Raw genomic sequence first — 22,876 nt, forward strand, 5'->3', positions numbered from 1 at the left:
GGAGAGTGGCTCAAATCAATTCCGATAGATCGGTAAAAGGCAATGACAGATCGTGAGCGGCTTCTTTTGAAGTAAATGCGCCCTCATAGGCGATGACCCCTTTGGCAAGTGCCTGATTTTCTCGCAACGCTGCTAAAGGATCGTTCGCTAGCTGCTGGGCATACGGCAAGGTGGCAATGCTCAATGCGATGGTTGCCGTTTGCGGCACAGCACCTGGCATATTCGCCACTGCATAGTGAATAACTTCTTCCCGGATATAGGTTGGCTCGTCGTGGGTGGTGACTTTGTCTTCGGTCTCAAAAATTCCGCCTTGGTCAATGGCAATATCGACGATCACGGATTTTTCAGGCATCTGTTTCACCATTTCGCGGGTCACTAAGCACGGGGCTTTTTGTCCTGGCAATAAGACCGCTCCTACCACCAAGTCTGCGGATTGGATCGTTCGTTCGATATTCAAGCGATTGGAATACAAGGTTTGGACTTGACCAGAAAACTGTCGATCCAGCTCTTGTAAGCGTGGGATCGAAACGTCTAAAATCGTCACTTGTGCGCCTAGACCTACGGCGACTCTCGCGGCATTCTCACCGGCGACGCCACCACCAATGATCGTAACCCGACCTTGACGGACGCCGGGAACACCTGAAAGCAGGATTCCTTTTCCGCCATAAATTTTTTCGAGAAATTGCGCGCCAATTTGAACAGACATTCTTCCAGCGATCTCACTCATAGGCGATAGCAGAGGCAGGGTGCCGTTCGCCAGCTGGACGTTCTCATAAGCAACAGCGATCACTTTGCTGTCGATCAACGCTTGAGCAAGCTGTTGATTGGCGGCTACGTGGAAATAGGTGAATAAAACCAGTCCCTCATGCAAAAAGGGGTATTCTTCTGGTAAAGGTTCTTTGACTTTCATAACCAATTCAGAGGCCCAAACCTCTTCAACGGTAGCAATCGTAGCGCCGACTTCCTGATACGCTTGATCAGAAAAGGTTGATCCTGCACCAGCGCCTTGTTCAACGAAGACTTCGTGTCCGTCTTGGACTAACTCATAGACTCCGGAGGGCGGCAATGCCACACGATTTTCATTGTTCTTGATTTCTTTGGGGATACCGATTTTCATAGACTTCACACCTTTCTTTCTTCCATTATAATAGAAAGCGGATTCCTAAGGGGAGAAAGAATGGTTTTTTTATTAAAAAAGTAAGATCCAGTTGCTGCTTTCGGGACGACAAAGAAAAAAGCCCCCAATGGGACTTTTTTCGATCAATCAGCTGAAGGTCCAAAAGCGCAAGCTTTGATCAGCGATTTCATCTAGTGTGTAATAGATAGAGTAATGGGATTTTTCTGGATCATCATTGGGATCTAAGACAAACACTTGATCGTCCATCATTCCACCTAAGACCATAATATGGCCGCCATCTGTAAATTCCCCTGGAGTCACAGAAACGATGACGGGATGATTTTGTTGCAAGTAAGCTTCAACGCTGGCTAGATCTGTGCCAAGATCATAATAGTTGTAGCCGTTTGCATCGGCAAAGTCAGAAAAAATCCGCCAGTCCGTTCCTTGGCCGTCAACGTAATAATGATCTCCTGCCCAATCGAGGACCTCCAGTGGCGAAATGGGATAGCCTTCAAGGTAGGATTGAACCATCGCAAGAGAAGCGATCGCGCAGCCGTTTTCTGCCAAGGTCTGGCTGCCGTCATTGCCATAGGATCTATCGGCCCATTCTTCGTTCGTCTGCAGGAAAATCGGTGTTGTGATGTCCATTTCCCCTAAGTAAGCATTGATATCTTCACTTAAAATAGCTTGGGAGTAAACATATTCGTCATCGTAGCTATCATCATAGGCAACGGCGGTAGACACGTGTTCGGACAACTCTCCGTACAACACGTGATGAGAGATTCGATTGAACCCTATCCAAATCAACACCAATCCTGCCAAAACAATCATTGGCCGACGCTTTCGATAAACATCTGTCTGTTTTTGCATTTTTCCCTCCTTGTTTTACGAATTGTACGTATTCATCCTGTTCTTTTAAGTAAAACAAAGGAGGGAGCGATTGTCATCGGCCTACAGACCGATGACACGATCAACTTTCAAATGCCTCTAGTTCTAAGCTAGTATTTTCCCATGCTTCTAATAGGGCTTCTTGTTCAGTGCGGGCTTGTTCTAACGCTTGATTCAACGCGGTCAATTTTACATGATCATTCAACGCTTCTGGTGCGGTCATGTCTTGTTCCAGTTGCTGGATCGTTTCTTCTATCGTGGCAAGCTCTTCTTCGATTTGGGCGACTTTTCGCTGTAAGGTTCTAACGGCTTTTTGCTGTTCTTTGCTTTGGACAAAGGTTTGTTTGCCCGCTGAAATGGTGGTTTCGGTTGTTTTTGCTTCCAGCATCGCTGCGATCTCAGCTTCTTCTTGTTTCTTTTCTAAATAATAATCGTAATCGCCTAGATAGAGCTTGCTGCCGTTTTCAGACAGTTCCACGACCTTTGTGGCGATTCGATTGATAAAGTAGCGGTCATGAGATACGAAGAACAACGTGCCTTCATAATCGATCAGGGCATTTTCTAAGACTTCTTTGCTGTCGATGTCTAAATGGTTGGTTGGCTCATCCAAAATCAAGAAATTGTCATGGTCCATGGCTAATTTTGCCAAAGCGACACGGGCTTTTTCGCCACCGCTTAACAGCGTGATCGGCTTTTCAACATCTTCTCCCGAAAATAAGAAGCTGCCTAATATATTGCGAATCTCGACTTCAGGTGTGGTACTGTGGTCATCCCAAAGCTCATGGAGGATCGTTTTGGTTGAGTGCAGATCGGATTGAGTTTGGTCATAGTACCCGATTGAGACATTGGCGCCAAAATGCACCTTTCCTTGAATAAAGGGGATTTTATGAATCAGTGATTTCAGTAAGGTTGATTTGCCGATCCCATTCGGTCCTACTAAAGCGATCGCATCTTTGCGCCGAACATCTAAGTCGATGGGCGCCGATAAGACTTCTTCTTCAGAATAACCGATAGCGGCATTTTCTACTTGCATTACAACATTTCCTGAAGGTTTTTCAATGGAAAAAAGGAAGTGGGCGGACTTTTCATCTCCTTGCGGGCGATCCAACCGGTCCATTTTCTCCAATTGCTTACGGCGACTTTGCGCGCGTTTGGTGGTAGAGGCACGGACAAGATTGCGGGCAACAAAGTCTTCCAGTTTATTGATTTCTTCTTGCTGCTTTTCAAAGGCTTTCCATTCGCTTTGCAGCTGTTCAGCTTTCAGGGTCAAATAGCGGCTGTAATTGCCTTTGTAGTGGCGCATTTTTTGGCGACTCAGTTCGTAGACTTCGTTGACAACTTTGTCTAAGAAGTAACGGTCATGGGAAACGATCAGCAACGCACCGGCATATCCTTGCAGATAGTTTTCCAACCAAGCTAACGTTTCGATGTCTAAATGGTTGGTCGGTTCATCGAGGATCAAGATATCAGGTTTTTGCAGCAGCATTTTTGCTAATGCCAAGCGGGTTTTTTGACCACCGGAAAGGGTATCGATCGGCTGTGTGTAAAAAGAAGGATCAAACTGAAAACCGTGCAAGACGGAGCGAATTTCATTTTCATAGCCATAGCCGTTTTTTTCTGCAAATTCATGTTGCAACTGGTCGTATTCTTTCAGGAGATTGCCAGAGTCAGCAGTAGGATCTGCTTCGGAGATGGCGATCTCTAAGGTACGCATGCGCTGCTCCATCTGCCGAACCGTTGCAAAAGCCCCCAGCATTTCTTCCCAAACGGTGGCCTGACTAGCAAGTCCGGTATCTTGAGCTAAGTAGCCCATCGTAGCGGTTTTGTTTTTAGCGATCGTTCCTTTATCAGGACTTTCGAGTCCAGCAATAATTTTCAGTAGCGTTGATTTACCAGCACCGTTGCGCCCAACAAGCGCGATTCGGGAATTGCTGGCAATCTCTAATTGGATATTTTCAAATAAAACCTCGGCTCCGAAAAGACGGGCGATTTGGTTGGCTTGTAATAAAATCATGTGTATGTCATTCCTATCTTTAAGAAACTTGTCTGTATCAAGGTTGCAATACTACAAGTCTATCATATTTTAGGGGAAACGGCGATTGGGAAAAAGTTTGATTTTACCATTATAAAATTTATATTTCAAATTATGAGCATTCAAATTGATTTTTGAACAATGTATTTGTTATGATAGCTTCATCACAAGTGAATTTTTCACAATGGGGGAGTATTCTTTGAAAGATCATCAAATTCCAAAGGCAACAGCGAAGCGATTGCCTTTATATTATCGTTACTTGCGTATTTTGCACCAAGCAGGCAAATTAAAAGTTTCTTCGACCGAACTAAGTGAAGCTGTTCAAGTTGATAGTGCGACGATCCGCCGCGACTTTTCCTACTTTGGTGAATTAGGAAAACGCGGCTACGGCTATGATGTTGAAAGCTTGATGCAGTTCTTTGCGAAGACATTGAACGAAGACCACATGACGAATGTAGCTTTAGTCGGTGTCGGAAACTTGGGGAGCGCCTTGTTGAAATACAAATTTCACCAAAGCAACAGCATTCGGATCAGTGCCGCATTTGATGTCAACGAAGATCTAGTTGGTCGAATCGTAGATGGTGTGCCGGTCTATCCAATGGATGACATGAAGGAACAAGTGAAGATCCAACAGATCGATGTGGCTATTTTGACGGTTCCCGCACAACATTCACAAGATTTAGTGAACGAGCTTGTGAAAGCTGGCATTAAAGGAATCTTGAACTTTACACCTGCACGGATCACTGCACCAAAAGGCGTGCTGATTCAAAACGTTGACTTAACCAATGAATTGCAAACATTGATTTATTTCTTGCATTCAGGCAACGTCTTGTCACATGAAGAACCAGTAGAAGAACCATCACTAAGCGAATAATCGCATCACATAAATAGGAACCAGAAAAACAGCTGCCAGATCGTAGTATATACAAGGATCTGACAGCTGTTTTTTGCTTTCATTCACTGAACTTACTCGTCTAACTGGTCAAAAAGTGATTCGTAGGAATCTTGCTCTTCAACGCTTGTGAGTGCTTCTTGATACCGCAAGATTTGTTGAGTCAAACGTGTGAAATCGATGATGCGGGCTTCGCGATGCACTTCTTTCCCATTTGCGAACAAGAGGACGACGGGAACCGTCAAGACCGAAAATAAACTGGCTGCTTTTGGCTCTGCCAGCGTGTTGATGGTAAATAGTGGGAGTTGTTGGGTTTGTGCCAGTGTTTGGATGCGTGGTTTGTCCGCAACACAAATACTGCAATTTGGTTGAGAGAGATAGAGTAGTGCCAACGGATGTTGGGCGAGCCTCTCTTGGATCGGTTGATTTTTTTGCATAAGTCATTCCTCCATGGAAAATGTACGCTGTTCTTGAGGAAAAGTCAAAATATCTGCTAGTTGCTGATCATTTAGGTGAACAAGAAGGATTTAAAGATAAGGAAAATCTAAAGCAACGATTAAAAAAACAGACTGCTTTAAAAAAAACGTTGTATAAAAAAAGGAAAAAACGTATAGTAATTCCAGCGTTTCGAATTTATTGATAAAGAAGGTTAAAGTTATGTTTCAGGCATTACCGAATTCTGTCCTGCAAATGAGTGTTATTTTTTTATCTATCGTCATTGAAGCCTTGCCCTTTGTCCTATTGGGCTGCTTGATATCAGGTGCTTTACAAGTCTTCTTGACGCCAGAAAGAGTCACGAGACTCTTACCAAAAAACAAATTGGCATCGATCACAGTTGGTTGTGGTCTGGGGGTCTTTTTTCCTTCCTGCGAATGCGGGATCGTACCGATCGTCAATCAGTTCGTAAAAAAAGACGTGCCAGTGTACACGGCGTTTGCCTTTATGCTGACTGCGCCGATCATCAATCCTATCGTGATTTTTTCTACATTCATTGCCTTTGGAAATTCCGCGAAGTTCGCCTTTTTGCGTGTACTGGGCAGCTTATTGGTCGCAATGGTCGTGGGGATCTGGCTGGCGTATTTTAACAAACAAGAGGTCTTAAAAACACGGCTTGCCAATCAATTAAGTGGCGGGAATGAGCAGTCAGTTCATTCACACCATCATGGGCATGATCACGCCCATCATCAAACAGAAAAGACCAGTCATCCGCTCCTTCGGCAGATTCGTCATTTGCTGCAGCATAGTTTGGATGAGTTTTTCGATACTGGGCGTTATTTGATCATTGGTGCGTTGATCGCCTCAGCGATGCAGACCTATCTGCCAACTGGCTTGATGCTGACATTAGGTTCCACGAAGCTGCTAGCGGTCTTTGTCATGCTGCTGTTAGCATTAACGTTATCCCTATGTTCCGAAGCAGATGCCTTTATCGGCTCTTCGTTGTTGAGTTTATTCGGCACGGGACCAGTCGTCGGTTTCCTGGTTTTTGGTCCAATGGTAGATATTAAAAACTTGTTGATGATGAAGCGGTACTTTTCGGGGCGTTTTATCGCTTCTTTAGTTGGTTTAGTCGCAATCGTCGTTTCAATTTATGCATGGGTGGTGTAAAGAATGGTTCGTTTTTTGATCTTATCAGGCTATTTTGAATTGATGATGTATTTGCAAGTGACGGGTAAACTCAATCAGTTTATCAACATTCATTATCGCTATCTCGCTATTTTATCTATGATCATTTCTTTATTGTTGGCTTTGGTCCAGCTGTACTTTTGGGTCAAACAAGAGCCCGAGCATCATCATGACGACGAGCACCAGCATGGATTAGAGAAAAAACACCAACGAGTGATTGCGTATTTTCTATTAGCCTTACCGATCATCGTGGGTTTCTTTTTCCCCACCGTTAGCTTGGATACGACGATCGTTGAAGCAAAAGGGTTTAATTTCCCCCTAAGTGAAGAATCTGTAGGGGATCCAGAAATGACGACCCAATATCTGAAACCCGATACAAGTCTTTATTTTAACAAAGAAGATTATGACACTCAGATGGATGCCGCATTGGCACGTTACGCCAAAGATGAGACGATTGCGGTAACGGAAGAAAATTACTTGGAAGTCATGGAGTTGATCTATACGTACCCGAGTGAATTCATTGGTAAGAAAATCACCTATGATGGATTTGTGTACCATGCAGATCAAGATGATGCCAATGAAATCTTTTTGTTTCGTTTTGGCATTATCCATTGTGTGGCTGATTCAGGCGTTTTTGGCTTGCGAGTGGAATTACCTCAACAAACAACGGCAGAAAATAACCAGTGGCTCCACGTGGAAGGGACGATCCAATCGAAGTACTATCAACCCTTCAAACGGGACTTGCCGATGGTGGTAGCAGACCAAGAGAAGACGATTGAAGCACCAGAAAATCAGTATGTCTATCGCGCTTTCTAGCTTTTTTTAAGAAAGTTCATAAAAACATCATAAACCTTTGTTATAATGGAGAAAATCTAAGCATATGTTTGTAGTTTTATCAAACGTTTAGTACAATATAGTAGGAACATATGCTAAAATCTATACAAAAGAGAGGTGTCGTGAAATGGGTTTTACAGATGAAACAGTTCGCTTTGATTTTGATGATAGCCGTAAAAAAGAAGTCAGCGAAACATTAGCTATCGTCTACCGAGCATTAGAGGAAAAAGGATACAATCCGATCAATCAAATCGTCGGTTATCTCCTTTCTGGCGACCCGGCTTACATTCCTCGTTATCGGGATGCCCGGAATTTGATTCGTCGTCACGAACGGGATGAGATCATGGAAGTTCTGATCCGTTATTATTTAGGCAATCACGGGATCAACCTATAATGAGAATCATGGGATTGGATGTTGGTTCGCGGACAGTCGGCGTGGCGGTCAGTGACCCAATGGGCTGGACAGCACAAGGGATTGAGATCATTCGCATCAATGAAGATGAAGGCAATTTCGGTTATGATCGACTTGCTGAATTGGTGAAAGAATATGAAGTCTCACGTTTTGTGGTAGGACTACCTAAAAATATGAATAATACGATCGGACCTAGAGCGGAAGCTTCTATGGCTTACGGCGCAGCGATCGAACAGCAATTCGGTTTGCCGGTCGTTTACCAAGACGAACGTCTGACGACCGTTCAAGCAGAACGAATGCTGGTAGAACAGGCGAATACCTCGCGTGCCAAACGAAAAAAAGTGATTGATAAATTAGCAGCAGTCATGATTTTGCAGAATTATTTAGATGGTGCTGGGAAACAGCTGTTTTAATTTACAGAAAAGAGGAAAATAAATGTCAGAACATACACACGATCATAACCACGATCACGATCATGAAGGACATGAACACATTACTTTAATCGATGATCAAGGAAATGAAACTTTATACGAAATTCTATTAACGGTTGACGGTACGGAAGAATTCGGCCGCAACTACGTCTTGCTTTATCCAGCAGGCGTACCGGAAGAAGAAGACGTTGAATTACAAGCGTACGCTTATATTGAAAACGAAGACGGTTCTGAAGGTGAATTAGAACAGATCGAAACAGAAGCAGAATGGGATATGATTGAAGAAGTCTTCAACACATTCATGGCGGAAGAAGAAGAGTAATAAGCTGCAAGTGCTGGCCCTTTTCATAAGGGATCAGCACTTTTTTTTGATTTAACGACTGTTTCGTTTAGAAGCATGTCTGCTTTTTTGAAAGGAATGAGAAAAATGAATCACGTAACGATTTTCGAGCTTGAAAAGATCGCAGAAGAGCAGTTAGTCTTTGCGGTGATCATCAGCAAGTACCAAGAAAAGTTCGTCTATGTCAAACACAAAGAACGAGACACATTAGAGATCCCTGGAGGCAAGCGAGAACTAGGAGAAAGCATCACAGAGTGTGCCGCCTGTGAATGAAAAGAAGAAACAGGCGCTAAGCACTTTACTCTAGAGCCGTTATTTATCTATGGGGTAGAAAAAGACGGGGAGACCGATTACGGCTTGGTGTTTGAAGCCCAGATCACGGACTTGCAGGATGAATTGACCTCAGAGATCGAAGCAATCTATGTAATGGCAGAGCCGCCTGCCAGCTGGACATATCCAACGATTCAGCCGTTGTTATTGGCAGAATATGTTAAACGAGCAAAATAATAATTCAGCCAGCTCAATGGAGGGCTGTCTTGAGTGGGAAAGTAAAAGAAGCTTATTTGACAGAGTGAGCGAATGAGTTGCGTGATCCTACAATCAGGCGTAGGATGAGAATGTAAACGTTATCTTATCGGAGAGTAGGGAAAGGCATGGAAAAAATTTATCAAGCAAGTACAGCAGAAGGAGCAATTGATTTTATCAATATGCGCGATTTGGAGATCGCGGCAGAGGAAGTGATTCCTAAAGGTGGGTATGGCTATATCAGCAGTGGTGCGGGGGATATTTTTACCTATCAAGAAAATGAACGCGCCTTCAATCACAAATTGATCATTCCTCATGTCTTAAAGGACATTGAATTACCGGACACAACGTTGTCCTTTGGCGGTGATACGTTGTCAGCGCCAATCATTATGGCGCCTGTTGCCGCCCACGGCTTAGCAAATGTTGCGGCAGAACAAGCGTCAGCCAAAGGTGTTTCACGTTTTGGCACGATCTATACGGCGAGTTCGTATGCTTCTTGTACGTTGGAAGAAATCCGAGCAGCTGGTGGCCAAGAAGCGCCGCAGTGGTTCCAATTCTATATGAGCAAAGACGATGGCATCAATAAAGACATCTTGGCGATGGCAAAACGCAATGGCGCCAAAGCGATCGTTTTGACCGCAGATGCAACTGTGGGGGGCAATCGAGAAACGGATCGCCGTAATGGCTTCACCTTTCCGTTGGCAATGCCGATCGTTCAGGCCTATCAATCAGGGATCGGACAAACGATGGATGCCGTTTACGGCTCCTCAAAACAAAAATTAAGTCCCCAGGATGTCGCTTTTATCGCCAAAGAATCTGACTTGCCAGTTTATGTCAAAGGGGTGCAATCAGAAGAAGATGTGGAACGAGCATTAGGGGCAGGTGCACAAGGGATTTGGGTCTCAAATCACGGGGGACGCCAATTGGATGGTGGTCCAGCTTCCTTTGATTCCTTGCAGATCGTGGCTGAAGCAGTGGCAGGTCGGGCGCCGATCGTCTTTGATAGCGGGGTACGGCGAGGACAGCATGTCTTTAAAGCGATTGCTTGCGGAGCAGATCTAGTGGCGATCGGTCGCCCAGTGATCTATGGGTTGGCTCTAGGTGGTGCTACCGGTGTTCAACAAGTCTTTGATTTCTTCAAAAAAGAATTGGAGATGGTCATGCAGCTTGCTGGGACGCAAACGGTGGCAGATATCAAAAAAGCCGTCTTACGGGACAATCGCTATTTATAGGCAATCCCTCAAAAAGCACTCGAGTCGTTGACTCAGGTGCTTTTTTCAATGATCCTTTCTGATCCTGAAGAGCAGAGGAAACAGTTTTTTTCACTGCAAAAAGTGTATATGATTTTGAAACAATTGCAAAATCCGCTACACTTAAAAGAGACCAATAAACTAAAGGAGAGAGATTGATGATTCCAAAAATTATTCATTATTGCTGGTTTGGCGGCAATCCATTAGGTGAACAAGAAAAGAAATACATGGATACCTGGAAAAAATATTGTCCGGATTATGAGATCAAACGTTGGGATGAATCAACGATCGACCTTTCAAAATTCGGTCCTTATCTAAAAGAGGCCTATGACCAAGAAGAATGGGCCTTTGTGTCAGATGTGGTTCGTTTGTATGCATTAGTGACAGAAGGCGGTATTTATATGGATACTGATATCGAGGTGGTCAAACCTTTAGATGAGCTCTTGACACTGGAGGCATTTATGGGCTTTGAGATCGAAACCAAGATTTCTACTGGGATCATTGGAGCGGTGCCGCATCATCCCTTTATGGAAGAATGGTACCACGATTACGATGACCGAAAATTTGTCCGGGCAGAAAAAACGGAAGATGTCGTCACCAATGTGATCCGAGTGACGGAACTGTTGCAAAACCACGGATTAGAATTGAATAATCAACGACAAACCGTTAAGGGTGTAGAAATCTTCCCGCAAATGACGTTTTCACCAAAAAGCTATATCACTGGTGAGGTCGAGGAAGATCCGAGTACGATGGTGATCCATCAGTTTTCTGGCTCTTGGTTATAAAAGAGTAAGTCTATGAAAGGACGGACAGTGGGGAAAGCTGTCCGTCCTTTTTGCTTTTGCAAGGGATGATGGAGATGTGATAGAATAGCTTGAAAAAATGAGGAGGCGTTTTGATGGCTATCAAACGATGTACTTTGGCAGATTTAGAAGAATTGGGAGAAATCAGCGTATCCACCTATTACGATACATTTGCTCCTTTCAATACGGAGGAAAATACTCGTATCTATCTAGAAGAAGCCTACAATCTGCCGAAACTGACCCGAGAGTTAGAAAATCCGCAATCGGCGTTTTATTTTTTACAAGAAAATGATCAAACCGTAGGATATATCAAACTTAACTGGGGTGAGGCGCAAACGGAAGCGATTGCCCCAGAGGGGTTGGAAATTGAACGAATCTATATTAAAAAAGAACATAAGCGCAGAGGCTATGGCAAAACACTGCTGCTGTTTGCCCAAGAGACCGCTAAAGAGCTGCAGAAAAAGTCGATCTGGTTAGGTGTTTGGGAATTTAACGACAATGCGTTGGCTTTTTATCATACGATGGGCTTTGAAAGAGTTGGCAGTCACTCCTTTTTCATGGGGGATGATGAGCAGACGGATTTCTTGATGCTGAAAGAACTTTGAAATCTGCCTTTGTATGAGGAATTAGAAATTACTTTCCATTTTTTTGGCAATCAAGTATAGTTAAAGGGATTGATGAAAAAAGAACGATTGGTGAAAACCATCGCTAAGGAGAGCAATTGTAAATGGAAAAACAGAGAAACGAAAGTATTTTGTCACGTTTTCTTAAAGGCGTGGTGATTGCCTTGGGCTTTATCTTGCCTGGTGTTTCAGGTGGCGTATTGGCAGCCATCTTAGGCATTTATGAGCGGATGCTGCGCTTTATGGCACATCTCACGAAGAATTTTAAAGAGAATCTCCTCTTTTTCCTACCAGTAGGGATCGGGGGAATCGTAGGGATCGGGCTTTTATCAAAGCCATTAGAGTGGCTGCTGCAAAACTATCAAATCATCGTTTTGTGGGGCTTTGCGGGGGCAATTATTGGGACGTTACCAGCACTTGCTAAAGAATCGACCTTGAAAAGCAAACGGACAACCGGCGACCTGCTTTGGTTCTTCGGCAGTATGGTCATCGGCTTCTTGTTCCTCTATTTTATGGGCGATATCTTAGGAACGATCCCTGCCAATTTCATAGGTTTTGTGATCGCCGGCGGTCTGATCGCGTTAGGTGTTTTGGTTCCCGGCTTGAGTCCTTCAAACCTTTTGCTCGTTCTGGGCCTTTATGATCCGATGTTGAAAGGCTTTAAGAGCTTTGACATCATGGGGGTCTTTCTACCGATCTCCATTGGCGGTTTGGCAGTGATGCTGCTGTTTTCGAAATTGATGGAGTGGCTATTGACCCATTATCATTCAAAAGTCTATCACTTCATTTTAGGGATCGTTATTGCCTCAACGATATTGATCGTGATTCCTCCGGTGGCAAACTATAGCGGCTTTACTTGGGTAACAGCCGTCATCGGAATTATCTTGTTTGTCTTGGGGGCTTGGTTAGGTCTTTGGATGAGCAAGCTGGAAGAAAAATACAAGTAAATCAAAACGGCACATCGTTTGGCGATGTGCCGTTTTTGTTAGGCAATGATGAGGGCAGCTAAGAAGAAGCGCTGGTCGACAGCTGGTAGTAAAAAGATGGGAACATTTGAGAACGATATGATACAGGTTTGGAAACTGTTCTATTTTTGTTGAAAGATTTCCTAGTGTTTGGTATATTGTAGTCTATATAAAGAAGAATTTTTCATGTGTTACAGTTTAGATAATTGTTTGAGGTTTTGAGAAAAAGGAGGGACAAGCATGCGAGATGCGACCTATTGGGCGGAACAATTGCGGCAAGGACAAATTAGCTTTGCCGAGCGGGTGCTGATGATCGAAGAAAAAGTCAATCAACAAAATCCGCTTTTGAATGCGCTTGTAACATTTGATCCGCAAGCAGCGATCCAGCATTACGAGCAGCATCTTCAAAAAACGGTTTTTGGTGGACAACCCATGCCATTAAAAATACTCGGCCAAACCAAAGCAGGGTGGCCAGCAACGTCAGGAGCCAAACTGTTTGCAAAAGCACGAGCCAGCCGCACGGCTCACTTTGTTTCTCGTTTAGAAGAGGTGGGCTTTGTGCCGTTAGGGCAAACCAATGCACCAGAATTTGGATTCAAAAATATCACTGATCCAACATTGTATGGGCCTACACGTAATCCGTGGAATCCTGCCTATTCAGCTGGTGGTTCTAGTGGTGGTGCGGCAGCGGCAGTGGCTTCGGGGATGTTTCCGATTGCGGGTGCCAGTGATGGCGGCGGATCGATCCGCATTCCAGCATCCTTTAGCGGATTGATCGGTTTGAAGCCAACCCGTGGCACGATGCCAGTGGGTCCTAGTGAGTGGCGCAGCTGGCAAGGCGCTTCCATCAACTTTGCGTTGACGCTTTCTATGCGTGATACGGAACAGTTGTTTTATGCGTTGCGGACGTCACAGCCGGCAGCCCCTTATCAGGCACCGCAAGTAGAATGGCATCATCAACAAGCGAGTCAAAAACCGCGGTTGAAGGTTGCTTTTACTACCGCATCGCCGACCGGTGGCCAAGTGTCAGAAACTGCCATCCAAGCAGTCCGAAGTGCAGCCGCATTTTTAGAAGAGCAGGGGCATGAAGTCGTTGAAGTGGGCTATCCAGTGGATGGTCAGCAAATGATGACCACTTATTACGCCATGAATGGTGGCGAAACAGCTGCGATGTTTGCTGAGATCGATGCTGCTCGTCAAGAACCGGTCAGACGGGAAGAAATGGAATTGATGACCTGGGCACTTTACCAATATGGCAAAAAACTGCCTGCCGCCGATTACGTTCTTGCCTTGCAGTGGTGGGATCAGCTGGCAGAAAAAATGGAAGAAGTCTTTTCGACCTATGATCTCTTTTTAACACCGACGACGGCTTTTCCAGCCCCTTTGATCGAGGAAGACTTACAAAGCGATAGCATTCGCCAAAGACTGCATGAGATCGAATCGCTTGGAAAAAGTGCTGCTGGTGAGTTGATCGAAGAAATGTTTGCCAAGAGCTATGCTCTGACACCGTACACTCAATTAGCCAACTTAACGGGGCAGCCAGCCATCAGCTTGCCAACTGCTCTTAGTGAGGAAGGGTTGCCGCTAGGGATCCAATTTATGGCGTCTAAAGGCAGAGAAGATCTGCTTTTCCAAGTCGGCTATTTATTTGAAACACAGCAACGATTTCTGTTGCCAAAACAAGGAAACTAAGAGGAGGATATTATGAAACAAGTTAGAAAAGGGAAAATCGTTGCAATGGTTGGCTTTTTAGGTTTATTTGCGGGGGTCCTGTTAAGTGCCTGCAGCAAGCCAACGGAAGAAGACACCAGTTTAAGCAAGGTGGAAGAAGCCAAAACATTGGTTGTTGCTACTTCGGGAACCTTGTATCCATCGTCTTACTATAACGATGAAAATGAATTAGTGGGCTATGATGTCGATGTGGCAAAAGAAGTCGCCAAACGATTAGGCGTAGAGATCACATTTAAAGAGTACAATGTCGATGGACAAGTTTCTTCTTTAACACGTGGAGAAGCCGATTTTGCTGCCAACGATTTTGGTTTGACGGATGAACGGGCGGAAAAATTCAGTCTCTCAACGCCTATTAAATACTCGTTCGATAGTATGATCGTGCGTAAAAGTGATGACTCTGGGATTGCTTCTTTAGAAGATTTGGATGGCAAAAAAGCTGCTGGTGAACCGAATACCAGCTACATGCGCTTAGCCGAATCCTATGGGGCAGAATTAGTGACTTACGACAACGCAACGAATGATCAGTATTTGACAGATGTTGCGAATGGTCGAACGGATGTGATCTTGAATGATTACTATTTGCAAAAAATGGCGGTTGCTGCTTTGCCAGATATCCCTGTTAAAATTTTAGAAGATGTCTACTTTAATCCGAATGAAACGGGCTTCTTATTTGTGAAAGATCATCAAGCATTGCAGGAAAAAGTGGATGCTGTTTTAGCAGAAATGAAAGAAGACGGCCGTTTAAAAGAACTTGCGGAAACGTATTTTCAAACCGATATTTCAGTAAAATCTGATCAAGCGATCCAAACGGTTGAAACAGACTAATGTATATTCCAACCCTTGATTTGCCGTTGATGTGGGACTCATTGCCCTATTTGCTGTCGGGCTTGTCCTATACGGTCGGTATTGCTGTCGTTTCTTTTCTAGGTGGCAACCTCTTAGGGATCATGCTCACCTTCTTAGGAATGCTGGAAAACCCCATCATTAGAGGGTTCGTGCGGGGCTACCTCTCATTTCTAAGAGGCGTCCCAGCGCTGGTCTTGTTGTTCCTACTGTATTTTGGCTTGCCCTATCAATTGTCGGCGCTTAGTGCTGCGATCATCTGTTTTACATTGACCAGCAGCGCATTTATCGGGGAAATCTACCGAGGATCAATTGCTGGTGTGGATCGTGGGCAATTTGATGCTGCCTATGCGTTAGGGTTATCATTTACGAAAACGATGCGTCTGATTATTTTACCGCAAGCCTTTCGTATTTCTGTACCGGCATTGAGTAATGTGGCAATGGATTTGTTGAAAGGGACGTCCTTGGCAGCAATGATCACGATTCCTGATATTTTTCAAAAAGCCAAGATCGTTGGCGGACGAACCTTTGATTACATGTCCATGTACGTGCTAGTTGCCGTTATCTATTGGCTGTTGTGCATTTTGATTGAAGCCGGGCAAAAGCGATTAGAACAACATTTTTCAAAACGCTTTGCCGCTAATGAGACCGTAAGACAATAAAAAAAGAGCCGAGGCTCTTCAGCTGCTGTCAATGTTTCCTTGCGAGACATTGACAGCAGTTTTTTCTTTAGGTAACGAAGCAGCACCACAAGTTAGCCAGAGAAAAAAGTCAGAATAGTACCGTTTACTCTGGGCGATTTTTTACAAATTCAATAAAGGTAATGATTTCAGATAGTTGATATTCAGTAAAGTCTTCGTTGATTCTTGAAGCCACACGAATCTGTTTCATAGAGAGGGCTTCCAAATCATTCGGACGTCCATGTAAATAATCGAGACTGACATTGAAGTAATCAGCAAGTTCTTTTTGGATCTCAATATCGGGCATCCGATTGCCTTGCTCATATGAAGCATAGGTTGTTTTGGCGATTCCTAAATATTTTGCCATTTTTTCTTGTGTTAAACCAGATCGCGTTTTCCGCAACTGTCTTAAACGATCTTTAAACATGAAATCCCCTCCACAAAATTATTCTACTATGACACGATAGAAGCAGAAAGAAATTAATGTTTTATATCACTAATAGAGTTTTATTACATTTACAAAGTACTCGTTATGTAATACTATTTATATGTGGAAGGATTACTACTTGTAAGAATCAGCAGGTAGTGAATCGTTCTCAAGGATTTTTTTAGCACGAAGGAGGGTAGAAGAAAGAAACAGATACACCAAAATGGAAGCGTTTCATAGAAGGAGGAAGCGAAATGAAAAAAGTATTGATAATTTGTGCAGCGGGCATGTCTTCATCGTTGATCGCTAAAAAAGGAACAAGCTTTTTAACAACAGAAGGGTGGTCAGTGAGGATCGATGCCATCTCTGCTTCAGAGGGGATCGCTACGATCGCTAAGGACGAGTACGATTTATATCTAGTCAGTCCGCAAACGAAAATGCATTTTGCCAATTTAAAGAAAAGCGCCGAAAAATACGGCAAACCAATCGTGAATATTCCCCCGCAAGCATATATTCCGATACCGATCGGGATCGAGAAATTAGCACAGCTAGTCAAAGAAAGCATTGCATTAGAAAAAAGTGCGAAATAAATGGAGGTAGGCTATGGATAGTGAAAAAATTCAAGAAATATCCTTTGAACTTATTTTAGCAAGCGGTGATGCCCGCACGATGATTCATCAAGCCTTTGAACAGATGCGAATCAGCAGTTGTCAAGAAGCGCAAGAGTTGTTGGACACAGCCAATGATTCATTAGTCAAAGCCCACCGCATCCAGTCAAAAATGCTGCAAGAATATGCTTCAGGGACTTCATTTACCTGTGATATCTTGTTGATCCATGCACTAGATCATTTGATGACAACCATGACCCTCAGAGAAGTTGCACTAGAAATGCTAGGGATTTATCAAAAGATGAATCGCCTTGAAGAAGCGATCCAATGCTGGAGTGCAGATGGCGAGTAAGCAAGCAAAAGTCGCGCAAAGAGATGCATCGCAAAAACTGACGAAGAAAAATCTCTATTTTCAACGTCTGTTACTTTTGCGGTACTTAGTTGCATTCTTTTTCTTTTTTAACCTATATTGGTTGTTGGCTGCTTCTTTGGCAGGGCAATGGCTGCGTGTGGTTCCACTGAGCCTGTTGCTGTTTTCAATGGGACCGGTCAGTGAATTTATTCGCTTATATGGACACCACGCAACCATCGACCCCAAGCAACTCTTTTTTACAACTTGGTATTTACGCCTTCAAACGGGGACAATGATCATTCTTTTTTTATTGACATTTTTTGGAGTGACAGAAGTTATTTTCCCCTATTTTACCTCGCAAAGTACGGAGTATGTTCGCATAGTTCTCTGGATAAGTGGCGTCTTTGCTTGGAGTGGTGTCAGAAAATTGAAGAAAATTTTTCGCAATAAAGATAAACATTGGCAATGGATACGCGAATTTGAAGAGATAGAAAGAAAGGGTGATTGAATTGACAGAATCGAACAATAAACTATTTCAACTTTTGGAAAAAGCAGTAATGGGTCCGATGGGAAAGATTTCTCAATATAAAATCGTTCGTAGCATCATGGCGGCAGGGATGGCATCGATTCCTTTTACGATCGTAGGCTCAATGTTTTTAGTATTCAACATTTTACCAATCACGTTTCCGTTTTTAGCTGACTTTTTTGAAGCGACTTTTTTGAATTTCAGTGATTTGTATATGTTAGCAAATAGTACAACCATGGGGTTATTGGCATTATATTTTTGTATCGTTCTGGGCTATGAGTATTCCAAGATCATTCAAGTCGAGGAGAATCTCGACCTGACGCCGATCAATGGGGCATTGTTAGGTGTTTTTGCTACATTAATGTCGATTCCTCAGCTTGTTTTTGACGGCGGAAAAATGACAAGGATTAATGATGTGGAAGAAGGGCTGATCAATGGCTGGTTGATTGGTGCCGATGGAGTCGCACGTCTAGGAACTGTTGGTATTTTCACCGGTATCGTGATGGCAGTCGTTGCTGTTCAGTTGTATCGTCTCTGTGTAAAAAACAACTGGGTCATCAAAATGCCCGAAGAAGTGCCTGAAGGTGTGGCTCGTAGTTTTACGGCACTGATACCAGCCTTTGTAGTGGCAGTCGTGGTTCTGACCATCAATGGGATTTTAGTTGTTTTGGGGACGGATATTTTTCAACTAGTGGCAATTCCGTTTGGGTTTGTTACCCACCTTACGGATAGTTGGTTGGGAATCATGGTGATTTACTTCCTCGCGCATGCCTTGTGGTTGGTAGGGATTCATGGATTCAATATCATTAGTCCACTGATCACCCCGATCATGTTAGCTAATTTAGCTGCCAATGTTGAAGGAGCGAGTTTCCCGTTAGCAGGCCAATTTACCAACGGGTACGTGACGTTAGGTGGTTCGGGAGCAACCCTTGGTTTTACCTTATTTATGATCTACATTGCTAAATCGAAACAGATGAAAGTATTAGGAAGAGCTGCCATCGTCCCGTCGATTTTCAATATCAATGAACCGATTATTTTCGGGGTGCCAATCATCTATAATCCTTATTTAGCAATTCCTTTCTTGTTAGCACCGATGGCATCCGCCACGATCGCGTATTTTGCCACAAGGATGGAATTGATTCGTCCCATGATCGCCAATATTCCTTTCCCAACACCCGTTGGACTTGGTGGCTTTATTGGCACCGGTGGAGACTGGCGTGCAGGTGTCGTTGCCATTGTCTGTGCAGTTGTTTCTTTCTTGATCTATTTTCCATTTGCGAAGTTTTATGACACAAAATTGCTGAAAGAAGAACAAGAAGCTGCATAAAACGAGCAGTTGGGAAAAAATCAAGTAGCTACATTATCCCTATAAGAAAAAAACAGTTGTCCCTTTGCAGTTGAGGGGATAACTGTTTTTGCGATGTCCCTTCTTTTTCATGGTAAAATAAAGAAAAGCAAATCGAGGAGGGTCTTTTATGAAGTATGAATGGCGCAAACTAGAAAAAGAGCTCTATCTTCCCAAAAAACCAACAGTGATCGAGGTGCCAACGTATCAATTTATCAGTTTGAGCGGCAGCGGCAATCCGAATCGACCTGAATTTAGCGAAGAGATCGCCGCTTTATATACGATTTCTTATTCACTCAGGATGGGATTGAAAAAAGGGGCTTTTGGCAATGAACCCTTTGAATACACGGTCTTTCCTTTGGAAGGCGTATGGACCTCGCTGACAAAGCCAGACGGTGCCGTTAACAAAGAAGAATTGATCTACAAAATCATGATTCGCCAACCAGAGCCCGTTACGGAAACACTGTTTCAAGAACAGCTCTTGGCCGTCAAAGAGAAGAAAGACAATCCAAATCTAGAAAAGCTCATCTTTGAGCGCTATGAAGAAGGATTGTGCCTGCAAGCGATGCATACAGGCTCTTTTGACACTGAAGCGGAAACCTTTGCGCAAATGAAGGAGCTGTTAAAACAAGAACAGTTAGTGATCCGTCCAACGATGGACACGTTCCAGCATCGAGAAATCTATTTGTCTGATCCGCGAAAAGTCTCACCAGATAAAGCCAAAACCGTCCTGCGATGGGCAGTAGAAGCAGAGGGTGGGATTCAGTGAATAAAAACTATTTAAGCATCGACATCGGCGGCACGAAAATCAAATCGGCTGCCATTGATCGCTCGGGGAATATTCTGACGCGAGGACGGATGGATACGCCGAAAAATCTTACGGAATTTCTGACAGGGATTGAAACGATCGTTGAAGACGCTCAGGGGAGCATTCGGGGCATTGCTGTTAGTACTCCAGGAAAAGTCAACCCAGAGACCGGGACGATCTCGTTTGGCGGGGCATTGCCTTTTTTAGATGGAGTCTCCTTAAAACAGCTGCTGGCAAAGTACCAAGTGCCGCTTGCTGTGACCAACGATGGTAAGGCAGCCGCATTAGCTGAATGGTGGCTAGGAAACCTTAAAGGAATTCAAAACGGGGCTGCCATAACATTAGGTACTGGTTTGGGCGGTGGTGTAATCGTTGAGGGAAAACTGATCCAAGGTGCACATTTTCAAGCCGGGGAGTTAAGTTTTCTACTAAATGCCACTAAGAGAAGCGATGCTCCAGAAAACGCTGAGCAACCAGCTAATCAGGGATTGACCCTGCAGCAATTGGCAGGTTTTAGCGGTTCAGCGGTCGCCATGATTCGCCGCAGCGCCCAACTGCTAGGCTTAGCTGATTTTGCGGATGGTGAAGCAGTTTTTGACGCCATCAATCAGAGAGAGCCGCAGGTCTGGGCGCTGTTTACAGCGTATTGCCGAGAAATCGCGTGTGTCATACTCAATGTTCAAGCCGTGATTGACTTAGAGCGCTTCGTGATTGGCGGTGGCATCAGTGCCCAAGCGATCGTAGTGGAAGAAATCGACCGTCAGTATCAGCAACTGCTGGCTAGTTTACCGATTTTGCAGCAGACCTTGACGAAGCCGGAAATCCAAGCCTGCAAATTTCAAAATGACGCCAATTTATTAGGGGCGCTCTATCATTTCTTTTTGGAACATGAGCTGAAATAAAATAGACCAAAAAACTGCCGCGAACCAACGATTCGCGACAGTTTTTTTTAGGCTTTTTTCTTGGTGTCTTTGTCTTCGTCACCTAGGTAATCTTTGCTAGTGAAGGCACTGTGGAAGTATTTGCCCTCTTGACCGTAATAGCGGTTATAGCGCTGCTTGAATTTGCGGAACACGTAAACGACAAGAACTTTTAGCAGACAATAAATCGGGATTCCGAAAATCACCCCAACGATTCCCATCAAATCACCCATCACCAATAAAACAACCAGAATCGTAATAGGATGGATTTTCAATCGGTCACCCATCACACGGGGCACGACTAAATCGCCATGAAGCAGCTGTACAGCAAACCAAGCAATCAAAAACTTAACCAACATCCCGGTGGAGTCTTGTGTGGCAATGAAAAGCCCCGGGAAAAAGACGATAAAAGGTCCAATATAGGGGATGATGCAAAGCAGACCAGCGGCGATCGCCAGAATACTGGCATACTCTAAGCCAATCAATAGGAAAACGACCCAATAGATCGCCCCTAAAATCAAGGAAGAAATGATTTGTCCTTTCAAAAAGGCACCGACTTGTATGTCAGAGATCTTGACGATTTCATTAAAGTCTTTGCGAAAACGCGGTGGCACTAATGAGAGGACCGAAAAATAAAACTTGTTGGGGTTGCGCAATAAGAAAAAGGCAATGATCGGTCCAGTGAATAAAGCAATGAACAAGGTCGAAATCGTTGAAAACAAACTGCTGAGCCCAGCAGCACCAGTTTCCCAATAGTTCCCAATAAAACTCATGATGTTGTTGGTGATATTTTGCAATGTGTCTGTAATTTGTGCCATCTCATCTTGAAACGGGGTATTTTCTAAAAAGGCGGTCGCGTTTTTCTCAAAGTCACTGACCAAACTCGGTAAACTGTTGATCAGATCGGTGGTTTGCTGCTCCAAAATCGGGTAAAGCTGGAAACCAGCAAAGACGATCAATAAAAGAATCAAAAGATAGATCCCAGCAATCGAAACACTGCGGGGAATTTTTTTCGATTCCAATTTATCGACCACCGGGTTAAACAGATAGTAAAGGATCAGCCCAAATAAAAAGGGTGGGATAATAGCTGTAAGTATGGCTGAAAAGGGTGTAAATAAAAAAGAAATCTGATTTAGCAAAAAGACAGCAACTGCCGACAAGATAATCAGTCCTAAGACATAATAGCTTGTTTTGCCACCTAAAAAGTGGATCAATCGGTTATTTTTCATAATAAACCTCGCTTTCTTAGCTACATTATAACGAAAGACCTCTATTCTGTAAAAAAACAACGTATCTTTTGAAAAAACACTGTCGCGCTTTTAGAATCCTCTTTACTGAAAGAAGCTCGTCCATAAGGAGTTGTCTGGTGAAACTCTTCTTAATAAAGCAGGCCAAAAATGCTCCCGTGTTTACAACACAGGAGCGAAAAGAATTATTTGCGCACTGTCGTCAAGGTACAGCGACCAACGGCAGTTTTTAACCCGCTAGCTAACCAAATAGTGGCTTGCCAAGTTTGGATACGGGCGCCGATGCGATCAGGACTAGCTTCTACGATCAGGGTTCCTTCTTGGGCGGCGGCTAGATGGTTGACTTGTAGGTCAACGCCGGCGGCGAAGGCTTCTTCTTGAGCCAAAGCTTGATTGGCACCGATGCTGCAGGCAGTCTCGATCAAAACGCCGTTAATGCCACCGTGAACGAGACCAAAAGGCTGTTTGTGCTGTTCTTTGATGGGCATTCGTAAACGAACAAAATCGGCTGTTGCTGCTTCTACTTCGATTTCTAAAGCTTCTAGTAAGTTCATTTTTTGCTCCTTTTTCTAAGAAAGTTACCATGATTATAGCACGAGTTTTGGTAGAAATAGCCGAAGTTCTAAGAAAGACAGCAACAGGTGGAGAAGTCTT

Annotated in this window: 26 protein-coding genes and 1 pseudogene; 20 read left to right on the forward strand and 7 right to left on the reverse strand. The window is 43.9% G+C overall.

Annotated elements, in window-relative coordinates; translation table 11 throughout:
* Positions 1–10: 10 nt before the first annotated feature.
* The 3 genes from ald to A5870_RS03875 form a co-directional block, all read right to left on the reverse strand.
* Positions 11–1,117 carry an alanine dehydrogenase gene (ald, locus tag A5870_RS03865; protein WP_086291876.1) on the reverse strand — a complete coding sequence of 369 codons (1,107 nt, stop codon included), beginning with the start codon at positions 1,115–1,117 and terminating at the stop codon, positions 11–13.
* Positions 1,118–1,264: 147 nt separating this feature from the next.
* Positions 1,265–1,987 carry a C39 family peptidase gene (locus A5870_RS03870; RefSeq protein WP_077451881.1) on the reverse strand — a complete coding sequence of 241 codons (723 nt, stop codon included), beginning with the start codon at positions 1,985–1,987 and terminating at the stop codon, positions 1,265–1,267.
* Between the two features lie 100 nt (positions 1,988–2,087).
* The gene (locus A5870_RS03875) at positions 2,088–4,019 is read right to left on the reverse strand and encodes an ABC-F family ATP-binding cassette domain-containing protein (RefSeq protein WP_086291877.1); all 1,932 of its coding nucleotides are present in this window, start codon (positions 4,017–4,019) and stop codon (positions 2,088–2,090) included.
* 217 nt (positions 4,020–4,236) lie between these two features.
* Here A5870_RS03875 and A5870_RS03880 point away from each other — a divergent pair, with 217 nt between their 5' ends.
* The gene (locus A5870_RS03880; RefSeq protein WP_005228549.1) at positions 4,237–4,911 is read left to right on the forward strand and encodes a redox-sensing transcriptional repressor Rex; all 675 of its coding nucleotides are present in this window, start codon (positions 4,237–4,239) and stop codon (positions 4,909–4,911) included.
* 92 nt (positions 4,912–5,003) lie between these two features.
* Here A5870_RS03880 and A5870_RS03885 read toward each other — a convergent pair whose 3' ends face one another.
* Positions 5,004–5,366, reverse strand: a complete 363-nt coding sequence (locus tag A5870_RS03885) for a thioredoxin family protein (protein ID WP_086291878.1) — start codon at positions 5,364–5,366, stop codon at positions 5,004–5,006.
* A gap of 220 nt (positions 5,367–5,586) precedes the next feature.
* Here A5870_RS03885 and A5870_RS03895 point away from each other — a divergent pair, with 220 nt between their 5' ends.
* The 13 genes and pseudogenes from A5870_RS03895 (at position 5,587) to A5870_RS03955 (ending at position 15,971) form a co-directional block, all read left to right on the forward strand.
* The gene (locus tag A5870_RS03895) at positions 5,587–6,534 is read left to right on the forward strand and encodes a permease (protein WP_081117532.1); all 948 of its coding nucleotides are present in this window, start codon (positions 5,587–5,589) and stop codon (positions 6,532–6,534) included.
* Between the two features lie 3 nt (positions 6,535–6,537).
* Positions 6,538–7,368 carry a TIGR03943 family putative permease subunit gene (locus A5870_RS03900; protein WP_086291879.1) on the forward strand — a complete coding sequence of 277 codons (831 nt, stop codon included), beginning with the start codon at positions 6,538–6,540 and terminating at the stop codon, positions 7,366–7,368.
* Positions 7,369–7,513: 145 nt separating this feature from the next.
* Positions 7,514–7,780 carry an IreB family regulatory phosphoprotein gene (locus tag A5870_RS03905; protein ID WP_005228556.1) on the forward strand — a complete coding sequence of 89 codons (267 nt, stop codon included), beginning with the start codon at positions 7,514–7,516 and terminating at the stop codon, positions 7,778–7,780.
* Positions 7,780–8,211 (forward strand): Holliday junction resolvase RuvX, encoded by a 432-nt coding sequence (ruvX, locus tag A5870_RS03910; RefSeq protein ID WP_005234242.1) that lies wholly within the window; start codon positions 7,780–7,782, stop codon positions 8,209–8,211. Before A5870_RS03905 ends, ruvX begins: the two co-directional genes overlap by 1 nt.
* Positions 8,212–8,233: 22 nt before the next feature.
* Positions 8,234–8,551, forward strand: a complete 318-nt coding sequence (locus tag A5870_RS03915; RefSeq protein ID WP_005228559.1) for a DUF1292 domain-containing protein — start codon at positions 8,234–8,236, stop codon at positions 8,549–8,551.
* 105 nt (positions 8,552–8,656) lie between these two features.
* Positions 8,657–9,076, forward strand: a pseudogene (locus A5870_RS17770) (NUDIX domain-containing protein).
* A 146-nt stretch (positions 9,077–9,222) separates the two neighbouring features.
* Positions 9,223–10,326 (forward strand): alpha-hydroxy-acid oxidizing protein, encoded by a 1,104-nt coding sequence (locus A5870_RS03925; RefSeq protein ID WP_010749842.1) that lies wholly within the window; start codon positions 9,223–9,225, stop codon positions 10,324–10,326.
* A 176-nt stretch (positions 10,327–10,502) separates the two neighbouring features.
* Positions 10,503–11,129: a glycosyltransferase family 32 protein gene (locus A5870_RS03930; protein WP_010749841.1), complete on the forward strand. Its 627-nt coding sequence runs from the start codon at positions 10,503–10,505 to the stop codon at positions 11,127–11,129.
* A gap of 113 nt (positions 11,130–11,242) precedes the next feature.
* Positions 11,243–11,752 (forward strand): GNAT family N-acetyltransferase, encoded by a 510-nt coding sequence (locus A5870_RS03935; RefSeq protein ID WP_015510214.1) that lies wholly within the window; start codon positions 11,243–11,245, stop codon positions 11,750–11,752.
* A 122-nt stretch (positions 11,753–11,874) separates the two neighbouring features.
* A complete protein-coding gene (locus A5870_RS03940) occupies positions 11,875–12,717 on the forward strand; it encodes a DUF368 domain-containing protein (protein WP_086291880.1) in 843 nt (280 codons plus the stop codon).
* A 258-nt stretch (positions 12,718–12,975) separates the two neighbouring features.
* Positions 12,976–14,427 carry an amidase gene (locus A5870_RS03945; protein ID WP_077451844.1) on the forward strand — a complete coding sequence of 484 codons (1,452 nt, stop codon included), beginning with the start codon at positions 12,976–12,978 and terminating at the stop codon, positions 14,425–14,427.
* A 12-nt stretch (positions 14,428–14,439) separates the two neighbouring features.
* Positions 14,440–15,291 (forward strand): transporter substrate-binding domain-containing protein, encoded by an 852-nt coding sequence (locus tag A5870_RS03950; protein WP_015510211.1) that lies wholly within the window; start codon positions 14,440–14,442, stop codon positions 15,289–15,291.
* A complete protein-coding gene (locus A5870_RS03955) occupies positions 15,291–15,971 on the forward strand; it encodes an amino acid ABC transporter permease (RefSeq protein WP_086291881.1) in 681 nt (226 codons plus the stop codon). The genes A5870_RS03950 and A5870_RS03955 overlap by 1 nt, the downstream gene beginning before the upstream one ends.
* A 124-nt stretch (positions 15,972–16,095) precedes the next feature.
* On the opposite strand, the gene A5870_RS03960 is transcribed toward A5870_RS03955, so the two are convergent.
* The gene (locus A5870_RS03960; RefSeq protein ID WP_086291882.1) at positions 16,096–16,416 is read right to left on the reverse strand and encodes a helix-turn-helix domain-containing protein; all 321 of its coding nucleotides are present in this window, start codon (positions 16,414–16,416) and stop codon (positions 16,096–16,098) included.
* 254 nt (positions 16,417–16,670) lie between these two features.
* On the opposite strand from A5870_RS03960, the gene A5870_RS03965 reads away from it, so the two are divergent.
* From A5870_RS03965 to A5870_RS03990, 6 genes are all read left to right on the forward strand, one after another.
* Positions 16,671–17,006 (forward strand): PTS cellobiose transporter subunit IIB, encoded by a 336-nt coding sequence (locus tag A5870_RS03965; RefSeq protein ID WP_086291883.1) that lies wholly within the window; start codon positions 16,671–16,673, stop codon positions 17,004–17,006.
* Positions 17,007–17,019: 13 nt separating this feature from the next.
* The gene (locus A5870_RS03970; RefSeq protein ID WP_086291884.1) at positions 17,020–17,376 is read left to right on the forward strand and encodes a PTS lactose/cellobiose transporter subunit IIA; all 357 of its coding nucleotides are present in this window, start codon (positions 17,020–17,022) and stop codon (positions 17,374–17,376) included.
* Positions 17,366–17,884 (forward strand): hypothetical protein, encoded by a 519-nt coding sequence (locus tag A5870_RS03975; protein ID WP_086291885.1) that lies wholly within the window; start codon positions 17,366–17,368, stop codon positions 17,882–17,884. Before A5870_RS03970 ends, A5870_RS03975 begins: the two co-directional genes overlap by 11 nt.
* Positions 17,877–19,229 (forward strand): PTS cellobiose transporter subunit IIC, encoded by a 1,353-nt coding sequence (gene celB / locus A5870_RS03980; RefSeq protein ID WP_086291886.1) that lies wholly within the window; start codon positions 17,877–17,879, stop codon positions 19,227–19,229. The genes A5870_RS03975 and celB overlap by 8 nt, the downstream gene beginning before the upstream one ends.
* 148 nt (positions 19,230–19,377) lie before the next feature.
* Entirely contained in the window at positions 19,378–20,016 is a 639-nt protein-coding gene (locus A5870_RS03985) for a GyrI-like domain-containing protein (protein WP_081117521.1), read from the forward strand.
* Positions 20,013–20,957 (forward strand): ROK family protein, encoded by a 945-nt coding sequence (locus A5870_RS03990; RefSeq protein WP_086291887.1) that lies wholly within the window; start codon positions 20,013–20,015, stop codon positions 20,955–20,957. The genes A5870_RS03985 and A5870_RS03990 overlap by 4 nt, the downstream gene beginning before the upstream one ends.
* Positions 20,958–21,004: 47 nt before the next feature.
* On the opposite strand, the gene A5870_RS03995 is transcribed toward A5870_RS03990, so the two are convergent.
* Positions 21,005–22,204 carry an AI-2E family transporter gene (locus A5870_RS03995; RefSeq protein WP_086291888.1) on the reverse strand — a complete coding sequence of 400 codons (1,200 nt, stop codon included), beginning with the start codon at positions 22,202–22,204 and terminating at the stop codon, positions 21,005–21,007.
* A 203-nt stretch (positions 22,205–22,407) separates the two neighbouring features.
* A complete protein-coding gene (locus tag A5870_RS04000) occupies positions 22,408–22,776 on the reverse strand; it encodes a PaaI family thioesterase (protein ID WP_005234285.1) in 369 nt (122 codons plus the stop codon).
* Positions 22,777–22,876 lie beyond the last annotated feature (100 nt).

Source organism: Enterococcus sp. 2G9_DIV0600, from assembly GCF_002140615.1.
Classification (GTDB): domain Bacteria; phylum Bacillota; class Bacilli; order Lactobacillales; family Enterococcaceae; genus Enterococcus_D; species Enterococcus_D innesii.